Below are 17194 nucleotides of genomic sequence, written 5' to 3'. Positions count from 1 at the left end.
TCGCCAGGCGCCTCCCGGGGCGCGGAACGCCTCCCTGTTCCGCGCCCCTTTTCTTTCACGACGGACAATCGAAGGATAGCCACCATGTCGCTCAAGGATTTCGCCGATTCCCTGCCGGATTACGCCAAGGACCTCCGCCTCAACATCGGTTCACTGCTCGGCGACCAGATTCTGGGCGACCAGCGCAAATACGGCCTCCTGCTCGCCTGCGCCCACGGCACTGGCTACAAGCCGATCGTCGACGCCGCCGAGGCCGAGGTCGAAGGCAAGCTGTCGGACGAGGCCGCCAACGCCGCCCGCGCCGCTGCCGCCGTGATGGCGATGAACAACGTCTATTACCGCTTCGTCCACCTCGCCTCGAACCCGGAATATGGCACGATGCCGGCCAAGCTCAGGATGAACGCGCTCGGCCACCCGGGTATCGACAAGGCCGATTTCGAACTGTTCAGCCTGGCGGTCAGCGCGATGAACGGCTGCGGCATGTGCATCGACAGCCACGAAAAGGTGCTCAAGAGCCACGGCGTCAACGCCGAGGCGATCCAGGCCGGCGCCCGCATCGGCGCGGTCATGAAGGCGGTCGCGACGGTCCACGCGACGCTCTGAGGCTCGGCCGGAGCCGGATCGCCGCTGGAAATTGCCCCGGAGCCGTCCTATCTCTTCTGGCGACGTCAAAAGAGTGGGTAGTGCCTATGTTTGCGGGGCTGATCGGATATCTGGATTCGGTGAAGGCGCGCGATCCGGCGCCGCGCTCGCGCTGGGAGATATTGCTCTATCCCGGCGTGCTGGCGCTGGGGCTGCACCGGATCGCGCACTGGCTGTTCCGGGGCGAGCTTTATTTCATGGCCCGCTTCGTCAACCATCTGTCGCGCTTCCTGACCGCGATCGACATCCATCCCGGCGCGGTGATCGGCCGTCATTTCTTCATCGACCACGGCTTCACCGTGATCGGCGAGAGCAGCGAGATCGGCGACGACGTCACCATCTACCAGAACGTCACCCTGGGCGGGACCAACCCGTCCGGCGGCGAGCCCGGCAAGCGCCACCCGACGATCGGCGACGGCGTCATCATCGGCTCGGGCGCGCAGGTGCTGGGGCCGATCCATGTCGGCGCGAGCGCGCGGATCGGCGCCAATGCCGTGGTCACGCGGGACGTGCCCGAAGGCGCGACCATGGTCGGCATTCCGGCCCGCTCGACCCTCGTCGACGCCGCCCAGCATCCTTCCTGCGAATTCCTGCCCTACGGCACGCCGTGCAACGAAACATTTGACGCCGGGGCGCAAAAGCTGGACATATTGCGGCGTGAGGTCGAGCTGTTGAACAAGAAAGTCGCCGAACTGACCGCCGAGCGCGACGGCGCCGGGAGCAAGGCCCCCGAACGGCGGGGGCGGGCGCGCGGCGCCACCGAAAATGACCGGCGGGAGCGCGATCGGGCCTGATGGGGACCGTCCACCCTTTTCCCGCGCGGGAGGGTGAGGCCTCCCAGACCGGGTTCGACCGGATCGAACTTTCCCGCATCGTCGAACTCTATGGCCGCATGGTCGCGGCGGGCCTGTGGAAGGATTATGCGATCGAATTCGGCCGCGACCATGCGGCCTTCTGGGCTTTCCGCCGCACCGCCGAGAATCCCGAGATCAAGATTGAGAAGCGCCCCGCCTTGCGCGGCCGGCAGGGGCAATGGGCGCTGATCGGCGAGCATGGCATGGTGCTCAAGCGGGGCCACGAACTGGGTCCCGTCCTCGCGCCGATCGAGCGCCGCCTCGTGAAGCTGGTCGCGGGATAAGTCGCCGGCGTCGAAACAGCCGTCATTGCGAGCCTGGCGAAGCAATCCAGCCTTACGCCGTCTGGATTGCTTCGCTTCGCTCGCAATGACGAGTGGGGGGTCAGGCCGAGACGATTGTCCGGTCCACCCCCGGCAGCTTGGCGCGCAGGCCCTGGGGCAGCGGCCGCACCACCGCTCGCCGGGCATTGTGCCAGAAAGCGGAGAGCAGGAGCAGGGCCGAGCCGATGATGAAGGCGGTGAAGGCGAAGCTCAGTTCGACCGCGCCGAACCGCTCGAACAGGTCGGTCAACGCCCACAGGACGTAGGCGAGGGCCGAGACGAGCAGGGCGCGGCGGTCGATCGCCAGAGCGGTGAGGCCGAACGCGACATAGACCCCGAGCACGACCACCGCTTCGCCCGCCGTCGCCGACCCGTCGGTCAGGCCGAGCAAGGAAAAGATCGGATGGACGATGAGCGGCGCCGCGAGCAGGTGCAGCCAGAAGGCGACGTCGGACCGGCGGGTCTGGCGATTGGGGTCGGACGCATCCCACCACATCGCGAACAGGAACACCCCGATTCCGAGCAGGAGCGCGAAGCCGAGCAATATGTCGCGCAGGCTTGTCGTGTCGCCGACGGCGAAGGCGATCAGGCCGAGAACGACCCCGACGGCCGCCGCCGCGCCGGCGGCGATGGTGATTGGCACGCGGAACCGCCGCCAGTGCGCCCAGGCGGCGGCCGTGGCGGTCGCCGCCGCCGTGGCCGCGACCAGGGCTGCTACCGGGCCATTATTGTCGAGCGTCCTTTCGCCGATGGCGAGCGCCAGCGCGACGCCCGAGGCGGCGAAGGTGCCGCCGACGAAAGCCAGGAGCAGGACGATGCTGGGCAGGGCCATGCGCCGCTTGCGGGTGAAAAATTCGGCCAGGCCCCAGGCGGTGCCGGCGACGAACAGGCCGGCGAAGGGGGAGGGGCCATTATAGTCGATATGGGGTGGCAGATCGTTGCCGATCCAGCTTACCGCCACGAGCAGGATCGCCGCCGCGATGGCGACGAAGATGTCGTTGAAGCCGGTCAACAGCCGGAAATGCTCCTCGTCGACGGCCGGCGTCGTGCGCTGAGCCGCGACATGGCTTCGCAACGCGTCGGCCGCCTGCGGCGACAGGGCGCCTGCGGCCACCGCCGCCTCGAGATCGCTTTCACTATACATGGTCCGGATCCTCCCTCGGCGGGCGACCTAGCACGAGTGTATTATATACGCAATACACCATTTTGCCAAAAAGGACCGGAGCGGTGTGCGGGGCGGGGCGCCGGGGCGCCCCGCCCGCCTCGGTCGGATGCGATCAATCGGGATTGCCGACGCCGCGCTCATAGGCCTGCACGCAATTATCGGTGACCGTGCGCGAGCAGGCCGGATAATCTTCGGCGGCGGGCTGCGAGGCGAAGGCCGCGCTCTGGTTCGGGTTCGGCACGACGGTGGCGCCGGGGGTGACGCTGACCGGCTCGTTGGCTCCGGCCGGTGCCATCGCCGGATCGGACACGACCGGGATGCCGCGCGCGTCGCGCTCCGGCGCGGCGTTGCCCGGGGCCACGGTCTGCGAGGTGGTCGGCTCGGTCGCCTCGCCGGTGGTGTCGGCGGCCTGGGCCAGCGCGATGCCGCTGAACGACAAAGCGGCGGCGAACAAGATGGTCTTCATGGCAAACTCCTCATGCCCGGCAGCCCCGCTCCGCTGCTGGTCGATGCCCCATTACGGACCCTGAACGACTTTCCCGCGGATTATATCCACGGCCGATACGATCGGGCGCCACGACGGCTATTTGCCCGCGATCTTTTTCGCGCCCATGATGCCGAGCACGAGGAATATCGCGAAGATGACGAGCGCCGCGATGAACAGGAAGATGGCGATGTCGGCGGAGACTCCGGCGATCCCGCCGAATCCGAATATCGCTGCGACAAGCGCGATTACGGCGAAGATGGCTGCCAGCTTGAGCATGTTCGACTCCTTGTCATTACGGGAGTTGAACGGGCCGATCGCGTGGCGAGTTCCCGACAGGCGCCTGGCTAGAGCGAGTCCGACCAAGGTCGAATCGCTCCAGGTCCTACGACCCGCGTTTTCCGAGCCGCTGGCTGTTCCAGCCAGCTCAAAAGCGCTCTAGCTCCGGCCGTCGCTGTCGAGCGCGTAGCCGGCCGAGCGGACGGTGCGGATGATGTCGGCGCGGCCACCTTCGTTGATCGCCTTGCGGAGACGGCGGATGTGGACATCGACGGTGCGCGGCTCGATGTCGCTGTCATGGCCCCAGACATTGTCGAGCAGCCGCTCGCGCGAGAAGACGCGGCCGGGATGCTCCAGGAAGTGGCGGAGCAGGCGGAATTCCGTCGGCCCGAGCGCGATCGTGACGCCGTCGCGCCGCACCTTGTGGGAGACGATGTCCATCTCGAGATCGGCGTAGCGCAATTGCTCTCCAGCGAGCGCGGGCCGGACGCGGCGGAGGACCGCGCCGACGCGGGCGACCAGCTCGCGCGGTGAGAATGGCTTGGTGATATAATCGTCGGCGCCGGTCTCCAGGCCGCGGATGCGGTCGGCCTCCTCGCCGCGCGCGGTGAGCATGATGATCGGCACGTTGGCGGTCTCGGCGCGGCGGCGCAGGCGCCGGCAGACCTCGATGCCGGAGACGCCCTCGATCATCCAGTCGAGCAGGACGAGGTCGGGCGGATTCTCCTGCGCGAGGAGGAGAGCTTCCTCGCCGTCGGCGGTGTGCCGAACCTCGAATTCCTCGCGCCGCAGGTTGAAGACCAGCAGCTCGGCGAGCGCGCTGTCGTCCTCGACGAGGAGGATGCGGCCCTTAGCCATCGGCCTGGTCGCTTGCCATGTCCCCGCCCTTGGTGCGTTCGGCCATGTGCTGGCCGGTGGCGGCGAAATAGACCATCTCGGCGACATTGGTCGCGTGATCCCCCATCCGCTCCAGATTCTTGGCGACGAACAAAAGGTGGGTAGCGGCTGTGATGTTCTGCGAATTCTCCATCATGAAGGTGAGGAGGGTGCGGAAGATGCTGTTGTAGAAATTGTCCACGGCCTGGTCGCGCTCGCACACCGCCTCCGCCTTGGCGAAGTCACGGGCAGCGAAGGCGTCGAGGACGTTGTGGACCATCTCGCCGACGATGCGCGCCATTTCGGGCAGCAGCGCCATCGGCCCCAGATCCCGCGAATGCTCGATCAGGTGGACGCGCTTGGCGATGTTCTTGGCATAATCGCCGATCCGCTCCACGACGCCGGCGATCTTCAAGGCGGCGACGACCTCGCGCAGATCGTCCGCCATCGGAGCCCGGAGCGCGATGAGTTGGACCGCGTTGCGCTCGACCTCGGCCTCCAGCGCGTCGATCTTCCTGTCGTCGGCGATCACGCGATTGGCCGTCTCGATATCGCGCTGCATCAGCGCGCGCATCGAGTCGGCGATGGCGGCTTCGGCAAGTCCGCCCATCTGCGCGATCGAGGCGCGGAGCTGGTCCAGATCCTGGTCGAAGGCTTTGACCGTATGTGCGCTGGTTCCCATGCGTTGATCCTTCTCAGCCATAGCGGCCGGTGATGTAATCCTTGGTGCGCGTCTGGCGCGGATTGGTGAAAATCTCCGATGTCTCGCCATATTCGACGAGGTTGCCGAGGTGGAAGAAAGCGGTGCGCTGCGAGACGCGTGCGGCCTGCTGCATATTGTGCGTGACGATGACGATCGCGTAGCGGCCGCGAAGATCGTGGATCAGCTCCTCGATCCTGGCGGTGGCGATCGGATCGAGCGCCGAACACGGCTCGTCCATCAGGATCACTTCGGGATCGACGGCGATGGCGCGGGCGATGCAGAGGCGCTGCTGCTGGCCTCCGGAGAGCGCGGTGCCGCTGTCCTGCAGGCGATCCTTGACCTCTTCCCATAGGCCCGCCCGCTTCAGCGACTTCTCGACCACCCGGTCCATCTCGGCCTTGCCGGCGGCGAGGCCGTGGATGCGCGGACCGTAGGCGACATTCTCGTAGATCGATTTGGGGAAGGGATTGGGCTTCTGGAACACCATGCCTACGCGAGCGCGGAGCTGCACCACGTCCATCGATGAGGCGTAGATATCCTCGCCATCGAGCTCGATGCAGCCTTCGACGCGGGCGCTGGGGATGGTGTCGTTCATCCGGTTCAAGGTGCGCAGGAAGGTCGATTTGCCGCAGCCCGAGGGGCCGATGAAGGCGGTGACATTCTCCTGGCCGATGTCGATCGAGACGGAATCGATCGCCTGCTTGTCGCCATAGAAGACGCTCACGTCGCGGGCCGTCATCTTGGGCGCCGGTTCGGCGGCTATGACGGGGGCGGAGGCCTGGATCTTCGTGTCGTTCATCATTTCACCAGCGCCGTTCGAATTTGTTGCGGAGATAGATAGCGAGGCCGTTCATGGCGAGCAGGAAGACGAGGAGGACGATGATCGCGGCGCTCGTCTTCTCGACGAAGCCGCGGCTGACCTCGTCCGACCAGAGGTAGATCTGCACCGGCAGCACCGTCGCGGGATCGGTGATGCCGCCCGGCGGCGAGGCGATGAAGGCGCGCATGCCGATCATCAGCAAGGGCGCCGTCTCGCCCAGCGCGCGGGCCATGCCGATGATCGTGCCGGTGAGGATGCCGGGCAGCGCCAGCGGCAGCACATGGTGGAACACCACCTGAATTCGGCTCGCGCCTATGCCGAGGGCGGCGTCGCGGATCGAGGGCGGTACGGACTTGATCGCGTTGCGGCCGGCGATGACGATGACGGGCATGGTCATCAGCGCCAGCACGAGACCGCCGACCAAGGGCGCCGAGCGCGGCAGGTGCATGAAATTGAGGAATACGGCGAGCCCCAGCAGCCCGAAGATGATCGAGGGCACCGCCGCCAAATTGTTGATCGATACCTCGATCATGTCGGTCCAGCGGTTCCTGGGCGCATATTCCTCGAGATAGACGGCCGAGAGCACGCCGACCGGAAAGGCCAAAGCAAGCGTCACCAGCATCGTCAGCAACGAGCCTTTGAACGCGCCCCAGATGCCGACCACGGTCGGGTCGGTGGCGTCGGCGCCGGTGAGGAAGCGCATGTTGAAGCCGGTCCGGACGGCGTCGGCGGCTTCGAGACGGGCGTGGACCGCCTCGGCCTCGGGCGCCCCGTCGCCCTTGGCGGCGACGTCGAGCTCGTCGGAAGCGGGGAGCCAGAAGGTGGCGGTGCCGCCGAGGATCGACGGGTCCTCCTTGATCCTCTCGCGTACTCTCAGCCAGGCCGCATCCGAAAGCATGCCGTCGGCCATCCCGTCATAACGCTGGCGGGCCGCCGCGCGCATCGTCCCGTCCAGGTCGGCGCCGGCCAGCGCGGCGTCGGCGCCGAAGCCTTGAAGCGTCGCGGGATCGATGAACAGGTCGCTGGCGGGAAAATCGATGTCGAGCCTCACCTCGGTCTGGGTGAAGCCGCGCGCGCCGTTCGCGACCATCGTCACGAGCAGGAAAGCAAGGAAGGCGGCCGACAGCAGGATCGCGCCGAGCCCGATCAGGCGGAAGCGCCGCTCGGCCGCATAGCGCTTCCGGATGCGCCGCTGCATGGCTTGACTGTTCCAGTCGGTGGGCGCGCGGGCGATGTCAGTCATAGGCTTCGCGATATTTCTTCACCACGCGCAACGCGACGATGTTGAGCAAAAGGGTGACGACGAACAGCACCAGACCCAATGCGAAGGCGGCGAGCGTCTTGGCGCTGTCGAACTCCTGATCGCCGGTCAGCAGCTGCACGATCTGGGTCGTGACGGTCGTGACGCTGGCGAAGGGGTTGGCCGTCAGATTGGCGGCGAGGCCGGCGGCCATCACCACGATCATGGTCTCTCCGATCGCCCTGGACACCGCGAGGAGGACGCCGCCGACCACGCCGGGGAGCGCGGCCGGGACGAGCACCTTCTTGATCGTCTCCGATTTGGTGGCGCCCATCGCCAAGCTGCCGTCGCGCATCGCGTCCGGCACCGCGTTGATCGAATCGTCGGCCATCGACGAGACGAAGGGGATGATCATGATGCCCATGACGAGACCGGCGGCGAGCGCCGATTCGGAAGACGCGCCGGGAATGCCGACCGTCACCGCGAAATCGCGGATCGCGGGAGCGATGGTGAGGGCGGCGAAATAGCCGTAGACGACGGTCGGGACGCCGGCGAGCATCTCGAGCGTCGGCTTCATCCAGGCGCGCACCTTGGGATTGGCATATTGCGTCAGATAGATGGCGCTCATCAGTCCGAGCGGGATGGCGACGATCATGGCGATGATGGCGCCGATGAAGATCGTTCCCCAGAATAAGGGAATCGCGCCGAACGCGCCCGACGATCCGGCCTGATCGGCGCGGATGGCGGTCTGCGGGCTCCAGCTCGAGCCGAACAGGAACTCGATCGGCGAGACCATGCTGAAGAAGCGCAGGCTCTCGAACAAGAGCGACAGGACGATGCCGAGCGTCGTCAGGATCGCGATCAGCGAGGCGATGAGCAGCAGGCCCATGACCAGCCGCTCGACCCGGGTGCGGGCGCGGAACTGGGGCGAGACGCGGGAATAAGCGAAGGCGCCGCCGGCGAAGGCAAGCAGCATCGCCGCCGCGCCGCCGATCAGCGCATAATGGTTCGAAGCCTCGGCATAGAGAGGGGCGAGCGCCTTCGCTTCGGGGTTGAAGGCGACCTGGAGATTGCCGCCGGCGAGGGCTTGGGCCTCGCTCAGGATCGAGGCGCGCTGCATCGGCAGTTGCGGGAGCGAGGCGGCGGCGGGGCTGTCGAGCACGGCCTGGGTGACGAGGCCGCCGGAAACCGAGCTCCACACCGTCAGGAAGATCAGCGCCGGAACGAGCGCCCACAAAGCGACATACCAGCCGTGATAAGCGGGCAGCGAATGCGCGCGCGCGCCGCCCGCCGCCCGGCCCGGCGCCGCGAACGCCGCCGCCTTGGCGCGGGCGCTGAGCCAGGCCACCAGGCCCAGTCCCAGGATCAAAAAGACGATCGCGAACAGCGACAAGATCGAGTTCCCTTAACCGCGCACGCGCCGCTGTTCCCCGGCGAAAGCCGGGGAACAGTTGTTGAGTCCGTCTGGACCCCGGTTTTCGCCGGGGCACAGCATGGATGCGGCGCGCAGCCTCACTTCACTTCAGCTCGCCGGCCGCGACCGGGGTCAGCGAAGTCGCCGCGGCGGCCGCGGAGGCCTGGACATCAGCCGGCGAGGCGATCAGCCCGCGCTCGACCAGATAGCCGTCGTCGCCCCAGGCCGAGACATATTCGGCGAGGAACTCCTTGAGGCCCGGAATGGCCGCGACATGCTCGCCCTTCACATAGATGTAGAGCGGACGGGCGCCGGCATAATCGAACGAGGAGATGGTCTCGTAGGTCGGCGCGACGCCGCCCAAGGTGAGGCCGCGCACCTTGTCCGCATTCTCCTCGAGGAAGCTGTAGCCCATGATGCCCACCGAGCCGGGATTGGCGGCGACCTTCTGGACGAGGAGATTGTCGTTCTCGCCGGTCTCGACATAGACGCCGTCCTCGCGAACCTTGGTGCAGACTTCCTTGTAGCGGTCCTCGTCGCTCTCCTTAAGCGCCTTCATCTCCGCATTGGTGGTGCAGCCTTTCTCGAGGATCATTTCGGCGAGCGCGTCGCGCGTGCCCGAGGTCGGCGGCGGGCCATAGACCTTGATGGCGATGGCCGGCAGTTCCGGATTCACGTCTTGCCAGGTCTTCGCGGCGTTGGGCTCGCCATAAGGCGTCGCCGCGATCGCTTCGTAGACATCCTCCAATGTCAGCGGGATCGGCTCGGCGCCATTGGCCTGGATGAAGGCGAGGCCGTCGATCCCGACCGGGATCTCGATCACCTGGTTGACGCCGTTCGCCTTGCAGTCGGCGAGCTCGGACGCCTTCATCCGGCGCGAGGCGTTGCTGACGTCGGGGTGCTGGGCGCCGACGCCGGCGCAGAACAATTTCATGCCCGCGCCCGTGCCGGTCGATTCGACGATCGGAGCGCCGAAGGTCGGATTGGCCTGTGCGAAGCGCTCGACGACCGCGGTGGTGAAGGGATAGACGGTGGACGAGCCGACGACGCGGATCTGCGAGCGCGCGCCGGCTTCACCGCCCGCGCCGCTCTGGCCGCAGCCGGCGAGCGCCAGAGCCGCCACGGCGGCGAGGAATATCGACTTTTTCAATTGTGCCTCCATTGACCGCCTTAATCGGCGTCGGGCAGTTCACTAGGACTGATACGCGTGACTTCTGTGACGGTTGCGTGACTCTTTGATGACAGTGACGGCAGGTAGACGCTGAAGCGGCTGCCTTCGCCCGGCGCGCTCGCGATATCGAGCCGTCCCCGGTGCCGGCCGACAATGTGCTTGACGATGGCGAGACCGAGCCCGGTGCCGCCCATCGACCGGCTCCGGCCCGGATCGACGCGGTAGAAGCGCTCGGTAAGCCTGGGAAGGTGCTCGGGCGCGATGCCGTCGCCTCGGTCGATGACGCTGATGCGGATCATGTCCGGCCCGGCCTCCTCGAACCGGATCGTCACATCCTCTCCCGTCCGCCCGTATTTGAGCGCATTGACGATCAGGTTGCGCAGCAGCTGGAGCAATTGCGATCGGTCTCCGGGTACGACGGGATCGGCGTCGCCGTGTTCGACTACGATCCGGCTCTCCTTTTGCGCGATCAGCTGGCCGCAGCCCTCCCGCACCTCCTCGACCAGCGGCAGCAGCGGAACGGGCTCGGTCGGCACGCTGAACCTTTCGGCCTCGATGCGCGACAGCGAGATGAGGTCGTCGACCAGTTGCTGCATCCGCCGCGCCTCGTCCTCCATGATCTTGAGAAAGCGCTTGCGCGTCGCCTCGTCGGCCGTGTCGTCATCCTGCAGCGTCTCCGAAAAGCCGATCAGGGTGGTCAGCGGCGTGCGCAGTTCGTGGCTGGCATTGGCAACGAAATCGACCCGCATCTGCTCTGACGCGTGGGCCTCGCTGCGGTCCTTGAGGCGGACCAGGCGGCTGCCGTCGGGCAGCAGCGAGACGATCATCTCCCAGCGTCGGTCGCGGTCGACGAGCCCGACCAGCTCGGTCCGGCTGACCGCGCTCGCATCATCGCCGATCAGCCGTTCCGAAGCAGCCGGGTGGCGTATGGCGAGGCGGATGTCGACGCCCTCGATATGCCCGCCGAGCAGCGCCTTGGCGGCCTGGTTGGCGAACAGCACCCGCCGCTCGCGCACGATCATCACCGGATCCTCGACGGCGTCGGCAACTTCGCTCGTCCGCGGCAGGACGGTCGCCGCGCCGGTCTCGGTCGGGGGCTCGGCCGGCGGCACCGCCTTGCCGGGCACGACCAGCAGGCCGGCGGCGATCGCGCCGGCGAAGACGGCGATCAAGGCGGCGGTCGCGGGCGCGCCCGAAGTCACGGCGGCGGCGATCCCGATGCCCGCCGCCGTCGCCGCCGCCAGTATGCGCAAGAGCCGATGGAATGCCATGGGACGTGTCCCTTAACGGGATCGTTCCGGCCGCGCCACCGCTCGCATCCGGGGGGCTTTACGCTTATGAAAGAAGAGAGGCTTTATGCAGAGGCGATGAGCGACTTCGAGGAATCCGGGCCGGCCGCCGCCGAGCCCCAGCCGAGCCGCCGGATCGTGCTTGCGCTCGGCGCCGCCGCGGCGTCGACCGTGGTGACCATCAGGCCGGCGCTCGCCCAGACCGCCGGCTCGCTCATCACCTGCGAGATACCGGTACCCGCGCCCGAGGCCGCGGGCCAGTATATCGCGGCCGACGGCACCCTGGTGGCGCCCGGCACGCCCGGCTCCTTCCCGCCGGCAACGCGCGTCATCACCGGCGAGCAGGCGAAGGTCCTGCTGCGCGGGGGCACGCCGACGGGCGTCGATTCCGAGGCCGCCCAGGCTTATGCAAATTATATTCGCCGTCTGCAGGCGGGGATGAGCGGCTTCACCTGCTACGCCTCGCTGCAGATGCCGCGCTGACGGGAGGCGGGCCGGAATGGCCGGTCCCCTTTATATCGCCGATCCGGCCGGCCTGTTCCGCCGCGCGGAGCTGGATGGGCTGACCGCCTTCTTTCACATCCCCTCGGGAATGACCCACATCCTCGCTCCTCCGGCACCGCAAATCCTCGATGCGATCGCGGACAATCCGGCGGATATCGCTGAAATCCTGGTCCGCATGGCCTGGGCGTTCGACCTGGAAGGCGACGCGGGCGCGCTCCAGGCGCGGCTCGACGAACTCGAGGCGGCCGGTCTCGTCCGCAGTATGGACTCAGACTCTCGTTCCCCGGCGAAAACCGGGGCCCAGGAGGGGAGCCGCGCCGGATCCCGGCTTTCGCCGGATACCATGAGCGCAAGTCGGGCCGCATGAGGCATTCACTCGGTCTCCAAGTCGGCCCGACGGCCTTCCGCGTCGGTTCGGACTGGCCGGAGCCGATCGCCGCCTTGCGCCGCCTCTACGCGGGATATCCGACGCCGGAGGGCGCCTGCGACTTCACGGTTCGGCTCGAAGCGGAGAAGCCATGGCGGCGCTGGCTGCGGCCGTCGGTCGCCATAAGGGGCGATTTCGTCCTGCCCGACGCGGCGCCGCTCCCGCTCCCTCTGGGGCTGCTCGCCGCCGAGATGGGCATGAATCTGCAGATGGCGCTCGGCCACAAACACTATCTGCTGCTCCACGCCTCCACCGTCGAGAAGGACGGGCGGGCGCTGCTGATGACCGGCCATTCCGGCTCGGGCAAGTCCACGCTGGCGGCGATCCTCGGCGAACGCGGCTGGCGGCTGATGGGCGACGAATTCGCGCTTCTTGATCCCGACGACGGCAGCCTCCACGCCTTTCCGCGTGCGATCAGCCTCAAGAACGGCGCGATCTCGTTGGTCGCCGGCATCGCCGACGAGACCCGGCTCGGGCCGCTCCTTCAGGGGACGCCGAAGGGCGCGATCCGCCACCTGCGCCCGCAGGCCGACGCTATCGCCCGGATGGGCGAGAGCGCGCGGCCGGCCCTGATCCTCTTTCCCCGCTTCGGCGCTGATCTCGACGCCGCCGTGAGGCCGGTCGGCGCGGCGGAGGTGTTCGTCCGGCTGACCCAGGCCTCGACCAATTATGTCGCGTTGGGCGAGCGCGGGTTCACCGCGCTGACCGGCCTGATCGACGCCGCGCCGGCGCACGCGATCGATTATCCCGACACGGAAGCGGCGCTCGCCTTGGTCGACCGGCTGTGGGGCGAGCTTGGATGAGCGACGCGCGCCTTTTGCTGCAAGCGTTGCGCGATCCCGCGAGCGCCGTGGGCCTCGACAACCGCCGATGGACGGCGCTGATCTCCGTCGCCCGCGCGGAATCGCTGTTGGGCGCGCTCGCGCACCGGCTGGCGGGCCTGTCCGTCCCGGCCGAAATTGGGCGCCTTCTCGGCGATGCGCGGCGCGATCACGATTTCGCCCGCACCCAGGCTTTGTGGGAGGCAGAGATGGCGCGCCGCGCGCTGGCGCCTCTGGGCGTGCCCGTCATCCTGCTCAAGGGCACCGCTTATGCCGCCGCCGGCCTGTCGGCGGGGCAGGGGCGCTCGATCGGCGACCTCGACATCCTGGTCCCGCGCGCCGACCTCGACGCCGTCCAGGACGCGCTCCTCGCCGCCGGTTGGGAATGGGTGAAGCCGGATGCCTATGACGACCTCTATTACCGTCGCTGGATGCACGAGCTGCCGCCGCTCATCCACCGCGAGCGCGATCGCATGATCGACGTCCACCACACCATCCTGCCGCTGACCGCCCGCCCGAAACCGGACGCCGGCGCGATGATCGCCGACAGTGTCGCGCTGCCGAACGGGCTGCGTGTCCTCGCGCCGGAAGACATGATCGTCCACGCCGCCTGCCATCTCTTCGCGGACGGCGACCTCGCGGGCGGCCTCCGCAACCTCTGGGACATCGACCGGCTGCTGCGCGCCTTCGGCGACGAGATCGGATTCTGGTCGCGCCTCGCCGACCGCGCCAAGCGGCACGGGCTGAGGCGAGAAGTCTCCCGCGCGTTGCGCCTGGCGCGGCGCTTCTACGACACGCCGGTCGATCGGGCGCTGGCCGGTAAAGGCTCGCTCGCCGATCGGCTCTTCGCGGCCCGCCTGCTCGCCCGCAACGGCTGGGGGCAGGGGACGCGCAAGGGTCTGCGTCTCGCTTTCTACATCCGCTCGCACTGGCTGAGGATGCCGCCGCTGATGCTGGCGCGGCACCTGCTCGTCAAGGCGAGCCGCTAGCCTTTCTCGTCGATCGTCGCGATGTCGATGACGAAACGATACTTGACATCGCTTTTCAGCATCCGCCCGTAAGCCTCTTCGATATCGCGCATCGCGATCATCTCGATGTCGGAGACGATGTCGTGTTCGGCGCAGAAATCGAGCATCTCCTGCGTCTCCTCGATGCCGCCTATCAAAGATCCGGCGAGGCTGCGGCGCTTCAGCACGAGGTTGAAGATCGAGGGCGACGGGTGCGGCTCGGCGGGCACGCCGACCATGGTCATCGTGCCATCGCGCTTCAGCAGCCTCAGATAGGCGTCGAGATCGTGCGGCGCGGCTACCGTGTTGAGGATGAAGTCGAAGCTGCCGGCATGGGCCTCCATCGCCCCGGCGTCGCGCGAGACCACCACTTCGTCCGCGCCCAGCGCGAGCGCGTCCCGCTCCTTGTCCCGCGAGGTCGTGAAGGCGACGACATGGGCGCCGAGCGCGTCGGCCAGCTTCAGGCCCATATGGCCGAGCCCGCCGATGCCGACGATGCCGACCTTCTTGCCCGGCCCCACCTTCCAGTGACGAAGCGGCGACCAGGTGGTGATGCCGGCGCACAGCAAAGGCGCGACCGCCGCCAATCGCTCCTCGCCGTGGCGGATGCGGAGGACGAACTCCTCGCGGACGACGATCCGGTCGGAATAGCCGCCATAAGTGTTGTCGCCGGTGTCCTGGGTCGGGCCGTTATAGGTGCCGGTGAAGCCCACTTCGCAATATTGCTCGAGGCCGTCGCGGCAGGCGTCGCAGGTCAAACAGCTGTCGACCATGCAGCCCACGCCGACGAGGTCGCCCGTCTTGAAGCGGCTGACCGCGTCGCCCACCGCCGTCACTTCGCCGACGATCTCGTGCCCGGGAACGCAGGGGTAGCGGGTGCCGCCCCATTCGCTCCGCGCGGTGTGGAGGTCGGAATGGCAGACGCCGCAATAACGGATGGCGATGGCGACATCGTTCGGGCCGGCCTCGCGCCGGTCGAAGCGGAATGGCTCGAACGGGCTGGTCGCCGATTGGACGGCATAGGCGTGGGTTGTGGACATGGGGCTTCCTTTCTCTCGTCGCTGCGAACGGCTCGGGCGCGCTTAGGTTCAGAGGCCAGCCAGCGCCTCCGGCAGGTCGGCATAGCTGTCTATCACGGCGTCGGCACCCAAAGCCTCAATTGGCCGGTCGGAAAAGCCGAAGCTGACCGCGACGAACGGGATCCGCGCCGCCCGCGCCGTATCCGCGTCGGTGATCGAATCGCCGACGAAGGCCGCGCGCCCGCCGCCGGCGCGGGCGATGGCCTCGTGAAGCGGCGCCGGGTCGGGCTTCTTCACCGGCAGGGTGTCGCCGCCGACGATGACCTGAAGCGGCTCGACCAGCCGAGCGCGTCCAGCAGGCGGTGCGTCAGTCCTTCAGGTTTGTTGGTGCACATCGCCACCGCGACGCCTTGTGCGACCAGACGGTCCAGCGCGGCCTCCACGTCCGGATAGGCCCTGGTGCCTTCGCATATGTTCCGGCCATAATAGTCGATGAAGACGGGAAAGCCCTGCTCGACCAGTTCCTCGGGCGCCTCGCCGGTCGCCGCCAGTCCCTTGCGCAGCAGCGCCTTCGCGCCGTGGCCGATCAGGTGCCGCACCGATTCCGTCGGCACCGTCTCCCGTTCCAGCGCCGCCAGCGCGTGGTTGAGCGCGGCGGCGAGATCGGGCGCTGTGTCGGCGAGGGTGCCGTCGAGGTCGAACGCGACCACGTCGAACGGGATATCGGTCATGCATCGCGCGCTTAGGGGCGCGGCTATGGAAATGGCAAGATTTCCATGCGAAAGGCGCCAGATATGACACGCACGCGTCCCTTCGCCGCCATCATCCTCGCCGCCGGCAAGGGCACGCGCATGAAATCGGACGTGCACAAGGTGCTGCACCCGATCGCCGGCCGCGCCATGCTCGACCATCTCCTCGGTGTCCTCGATGGGCTCGGCCCGGCGCGCAAGGTTGTCGTCGTCGGCAGCGGCCGCGAGCAGGTCGAGCATCTGGTCGAGGCGCGCAAGGGCGAGGTGGTGGTGCAGGAGCAGCAGCTCGGCACCGCCCACGCCGTCCTCCAGGCGGAGGAGAAGCTCGGCGGCTTCGCGGGCGACGTGCTCATCCTCTATGGCGACACGCCGCTGATCGAGGCCGAGACGATGGCGCGGATGCTCGACCGGCTGAATGCGGACGATGCCCCCACCGTGGTCGTCGTCGGCTTCCGTCCCGACGACCCGCTCGCTTACGGCCGCATCTTGGCGCGCGACGACGGCACCATCGACAAGATGGTGGAATATAAGGATGCGACGCCTGAGGAGCGCGCCGTAAACCTCTGCAATTCCGGCATGATGGCGGTCAGGAGCGAGAATCTGTTCGACCTCCTCGCCAAGGTCGGCAACGACAATGCAGCCGGCGAATATTATCTGCCCGACATCGTCATGCTCGCCGCCGCGGACGGGCGGCGCTCGGCGGTGATCGAGGCCCAGCCCTGGGAGATGGCCGGCGTCAACAGCCGCGCCGAGCTGGCGCTGGTCGAGGCCGAATGGCAGCGGCGGCGGCGGCTGAAGGCGATGGCGGACGGCGTCACCCTGGTCGCGCCGGACACCGTCTGGTTCGCCCACGACACGATCGTCGGCCGCGACTGCGTGATCGAGCCCAACGTCGTCTTCGGTCCCGGCGTCCGCGTCGCCGACGGCGTCCGTATCCGGGCGTTCAGCCATATCGAGGGCGCCGATATCGCGACCGGCGCCGAGATCGGCCCTTATGCCCGCCTTCGTCCCGGCGCCGAGATCGGCGAGAAGGCGAAGGTCGGCAATTTCGTCGAGGTGAAGAAGGCACGGCTGGGCAAAGGCGCCAAGGCCAACCATCTTTCCTATATCGGCGACGCCGACGTGGGCGCCGGCGCCAATATCGGCGCGGGAACGATCACATGCAATTATGACGGCTTCTTCAAATATCCTACGAAGATAGGCGAGGGCGCCTTCATCGGCTCCAACAGCGCTTTGGTGGCGCCGGTGAGTGTCGGCGCCAATGCCATCGTCGGCGCCGGCTCCGTGGTAACACGCGATGTCGCGGACGACGCGCTGGCGTTGGCGCGCGGCGAGCAGAGCGAGCGCCCGGGCTGGGCCGCCCGCTTCCGCACGGCGATGGCGGCGAAGAAGAAGAGTGCGTAAACA

General features: G+C 67.6%; 19 protein-coding genes and 1 pseudogene. 8 read left to right on the top strand and 12 right to left on the bottom strand.

Annotation, left to right across the window (positions count from 1 at the left end):
• Positions 1–84: 84 nt before the first annotated feature.
• From ACFQRC_RS10025 to ACFQRC_RS10015, 3 genes are all read left to right on the top strand, one after another.
• Positions 85–603 (top strand): carboxymuconolactone decarboxylase family protein, encoded by a 519-nt coding sequence (locus ACFQRC_RS10025; RefSeq protein WP_379960757.1) that lies wholly within the window; start codon positions 85–87, stop codon positions 601–603.
• An 86-nt stretch (positions 604–689) separates the two neighbouring features.
• Complete coding sequence (gene epsC, locus ACFQRC_RS10020) at positions 690–1436, top strand: serine O-acetyltransferase EpsC (RefSeq protein WP_379962417.1); 747 nt, start codon at positions 690–692, stop codon at positions 1434–1436.
• On the top strand, positions 1436–1780 hold the full coding sequence (locus ACFQRC_RS10015) for a DUF2794 domain-containing protein (RefSeq protein ID WP_379960755.1): 345 nt from the start codon (positions 1436–1438) through the stop codon (positions 1778–1780). The genes epsC and ACFQRC_RS10015 overlap by 1 nt, the downstream gene beginning before the upstream one ends.
• 100 nt (positions 1781–1880) lie before the next feature.
• Here ACFQRC_RS10015 and ACFQRC_RS10010 read toward each other — a convergent pair whose 3' ends face one another.
• The 10 genes from ACFQRC_RS10010 to ACFQRC_RS09965 all read right to left on the bottom strand — a co-directional run bounded on the left by ACFQRC_RS10010 (position 1881) and on the right by ACFQRC_RS09965 (position 11242).
• Positions 1881–2963 (bottom strand): hypothetical protein, encoded by a 1083-nt coding sequence (locus tag ACFQRC_RS10010; protein WP_379960753.1) that lies wholly within the window; start codon positions 2961–2963, stop codon positions 1881–1883.
• A 133-nt stretch (positions 2964–3096) separates the two neighbouring features.
• Entirely contained in the window at positions 3097–3450 is a 354-nt protein-coding gene (locus ACFQRC_RS10005; RefSeq protein ID WP_379960751.1) for a hypothetical protein, read from the bottom strand.
• 117 nt (positions 3451–3567) lie between these two features.
• On the bottom strand, positions 3568–3747 hold the full coding sequence (locus ACFQRC_RS10000; protein WP_379960749.1) for a DUF1328 domain-containing protein: 180 nt from the start codon (positions 3745–3747) through the stop codon (positions 3568–3570).
• Positions 3748–3906: 159 nt separating this feature from the next.
• Positions 3907–4605, bottom strand: a complete 699-nt coding sequence (phoB, locus tag ACFQRC_RS09995) for a phosphate regulon transcriptional regulator PhoB (RefSeq protein ID WP_379960747.1) — start codon at positions 4603–4605, stop codon at positions 3907–3909.
• Positions 4598–5305, bottom strand: a complete 708-nt coding sequence (phoU, locus tag ACFQRC_RS09990; RefSeq protein WP_379960745.1) for a phosphate signaling complex protein PhoU — start codon at positions 5303–5305, stop codon at positions 4598–4600. The genes phoB and phoU overlap by 8 nt, the downstream gene beginning before the upstream one ends.
• Positions 5306–5318: 13 nt before the next feature.
• Positions 5319–6128 carry a phosphate ABC transporter ATP-binding protein PstB gene (pstB, locus tag ACFQRC_RS09985; RefSeq protein ID WP_379960743.1) on the bottom strand — a complete coding sequence of 270 codons (810 nt, stop codon included), beginning with the start codon at positions 6126–6128 and terminating at the stop codon, positions 5319–5321.
• 1 nt (position 6129) lies between these two features.
• Complete coding sequence (gene pstA, locus ACFQRC_RS09980; RefSeq protein WP_379960741.1) at positions 6130–7389, bottom strand: phosphate ABC transporter permease PstA; 1260 nt, start codon at positions 7387–7389, stop codon at positions 6130–6132.
• Positions 7382–8779 (bottom strand): phosphate ABC transporter permease subunit PstC, encoded by a 1398-nt coding sequence (gene pstC, locus ACFQRC_RS09975; protein WP_379960739.1) that lies wholly within the window; start codon positions 8777–8779, stop codon positions 7382–7384. Before pstC ends, pstA begins: the two co-directional genes overlap by 8 nt.
• A gap of 124 nt (positions 8780–8903) precedes the next feature.
• Positions 8904–9950, bottom strand: a complete 1047-nt coding sequence (locus tag ACFQRC_RS09970; protein ID WP_379960737.1) for a substrate-binding domain-containing protein — start codon at positions 9948–9950, stop codon at positions 8904–8906.
• A gap of 20 nt (positions 9951–9970) precedes the next feature.
• On the bottom strand, positions 9971–11242 hold the full coding sequence (locus ACFQRC_RS09965; protein WP_379960735.1) for an ATP-binding protein: 1272 nt from the start codon (positions 11240–11242) through the stop codon (positions 9971–9973).
• A 96-nt stretch (positions 11243–11338) separates the two neighbouring features.
• On the opposite strand from ACFQRC_RS09965, the gene ACFQRC_RS09960 reads away from it, so the two are divergent.
• The 4 genes from ACFQRC_RS09960 to ACFQRC_RS09945 are packed head-to-tail and all read left to right on the top strand — an operon-like array spanning position 11339 to position 14001.
• Positions 11339–11743: a hypothetical protein gene (locus ACFQRC_RS09960; protein WP_379960733.1), complete on the top strand. Its 405-nt coding sequence runs from the start codon at positions 11339–11341 to the stop codon at positions 11741–11743.
• A 16-nt stretch (positions 11744–11759) separates the two neighbouring features.
• Complete coding sequence (locus tag ACFQRC_RS09955) at positions 11760–12131, top strand: HPr-rel-A system PqqD family peptide chaperone (protein WP_379960731.1); 372 nt, start codon at positions 11760–11762, stop codon at positions 12129–12131.
• Positions 12128–12994 (top strand): HprK-related kinase A, encoded by an 867-nt coding sequence (locus tag ACFQRC_RS09950; RefSeq protein WP_379960729.1) that lies wholly within the window; start codon positions 12128–12130, stop codon positions 12992–12994. The genes ACFQRC_RS09955 and ACFQRC_RS09950 overlap by 4 nt, the downstream gene beginning before the upstream one ends.
• Positions 12991–14001 (top strand): nucleotidyltransferase family protein, encoded by a 1011-nt coding sequence (locus ACFQRC_RS09945; RefSeq protein ID WP_379960727.1) that lies wholly within the window; start codon positions 12991–12993, stop codon positions 13999–14001. Before ACFQRC_RS09950 ends, ACFQRC_RS09945 begins: the two co-directional genes overlap by 4 nt.
• Here ACFQRC_RS09945 and ACFQRC_RS09940 read toward each other — a convergent pair.
• Together ACFQRC_RS09940 and gph are read right to left on the bottom strand one after the other, a co-directional pair.
• On the bottom strand, positions 13998–15059 hold the full coding sequence (locus ACFQRC_RS09940) for an NAD(P)-dependent alcohol dehydrogenase (RefSeq protein WP_379960725.1): 1062 nt from the start codon (positions 15057–15059) through the stop codon (positions 13998–14000). The two genes, ACFQRC_RS09945 and ACFQRC_RS09940, sit on opposite strands and share 4 nt — an antisense overlap.
• Before the next feature lie 132 nt (positions 15060–15191).
• Positions 15192–15769 (bottom strand): annotated as a pseudogene (gene gph / locus ACFQRC_RS09935) (phosphoglycolate phosphatase); the annotation flags it as partial.
• Positions 15770–15832: 63 nt separating this feature from the next.
• On the opposite strand from gph, the gene glmU reads away from it, so the two are divergent.
• Positions 15833–17191, top strand: a complete 1359-nt coding sequence (gene glmU / locus ACFQRC_RS09930) for a bifunctional UDP-N-acetylglucosamine diphosphorylase/glucosamine-1-phosphate N-acetyltransferase GlmU (RefSeq protein WP_379960723.1) — start codon at positions 15833–15835, stop codon at positions 17189–17191.
• Positions 17192–17194: the final 3 nt, after the last annotated feature.

Origin of the sequence: Enterovirga sp. GCM10030262 (assembly GCF_042666435.1) — a bacterium.
Lineage (GTDB): Bacteria > Pseudomonadota > Alphaproteobacteria > Sphingomonadales > Sphingomonadaceae > Allosphingosinicella.
The sequence above is the reverse complement of the archived record's forward strand: the minus strand, read 5'-3'. Positions and strand labels throughout refer to the sequence as shown.

Excerpts from the sequence above, each read along its gene's own strand:
- ACFQRC_RS09940 (WP_379960725.1), bottom strand. The coding sequence starts at position 15,059 with ATGTCCACAACCCACGCCTATGCCGTCCAATCGGCGACCAGCCCGTTC.
- ACFQRC_RS09955 (WP_379960731.1), top strand. The coding sequence starts at position 11,760 with ATGGCCGGTCCCCTTTATATCGCCGATCCGGCCGGCCTGTTCCGCCGC.
- ACFQRC_RS09965 (WP_379960735.1), bottom strand. The coding sequence starts at position 11,242 with ATGGCATTCCATCGGCTCTTGCGCATACTGGCGGCGGCGACGGCGGCG.
- ACFQRC_RS10010 (WP_379960753.1), bottom strand. The coding sequence starts at position 2,963 with ATGTATAGTGAAAGCGATCTCGAGGCGGCGGTGGCCGCAGGCGCCCTG.
- pstA (WP_379960741.1), bottom strand. The coding sequence starts at position 7,389 with ATGACTGACATCGCCCGCGCGCCCACCGACTGGAACAGTCAAGCCATG.
- phoU (WP_379960745.1), bottom strand. The coding sequence starts at position 5,305 with ATGGGAACCAGCGCACATACGGTCAAAGCCTTCGACCAGGATCTGGAC.
- ACFQRC_RS10015 (WP_379960755.1), top strand. The coding sequence starts at position 1,436 with ATGGGGACCGTCCACCCTTTTCCCGCGCGGGAGGGTGAGGCCTCCCAG.
- ACFQRC_RS09960 (WP_379960733.1), top strand. The coding sequence starts at position 11,339 with ATGAGCGACTTCGAGGAATCCGGGCCGGCCGCCGCCGAGCCCCAGCCG.
- pstB (WP_379960743.1), bottom strand. The coding sequence starts at position 6,128 with ATGATGAACGACACGAAGATCCAGGCCTCCGCCCCCGTCATAGCCGCC.
- ACFQRC_RS10005 (WP_379960751.1), bottom strand. The coding sequence starts at position 3,450 with ATGAAGACCATCTTGTTCGCCGCCGCTTTGTCGTTCAGCGGCATCGCG.
- ACFQRC_RS09950 (WP_379960729.1), top strand. The coding sequence starts at position 12,128 with ATGAGGCATTCACTCGGTCTCCAAGTCGGCCCGACGGCCTTCCGCGTC.
- ACFQRC_RS10025 (WP_379960757.1), top strand. The coding sequence starts at position 85 with ATGTCGCTCAAGGATTTCGCCGATTCCCTGCCGGATTACGCCAAGGAC.
- glmU (WP_379960723.1), top strand. The coding sequence starts at position 15,833 with ATGACACGCACGCGTCCCTTCGCCGCCATCATCCTCGCCGCCGGCAAG.
- phoB (WP_379960747.1), bottom strand. The coding sequence starts at position 4,605 with ATGGCTAAGGGCCGCATCCTCCTCGTCGAGGACGACAGCGCGCTCGCC.
- ACFQRC_RS10000 (WP_379960749.1), bottom strand. The coding sequence starts at position 3,747 with ATGCTCAAGCTGGCAGCCATCTTCGCCGTAATCGCGCTTGTCGCAGCG.
- ACFQRC_RS09945 (WP_379960727.1), top strand. The coding sequence starts at position 12,991 with ATGAGCGACGCGCGCCTTTTGCTGCAAGCGTTGCGCGATCCCGCGAGC.
- epsC (WP_379962417.1), top strand. The coding sequence starts at position 690 with ATGTTTGCGGGGCTGATCGGATATCTGGATTCGGTGAAGGCGCGCGAT.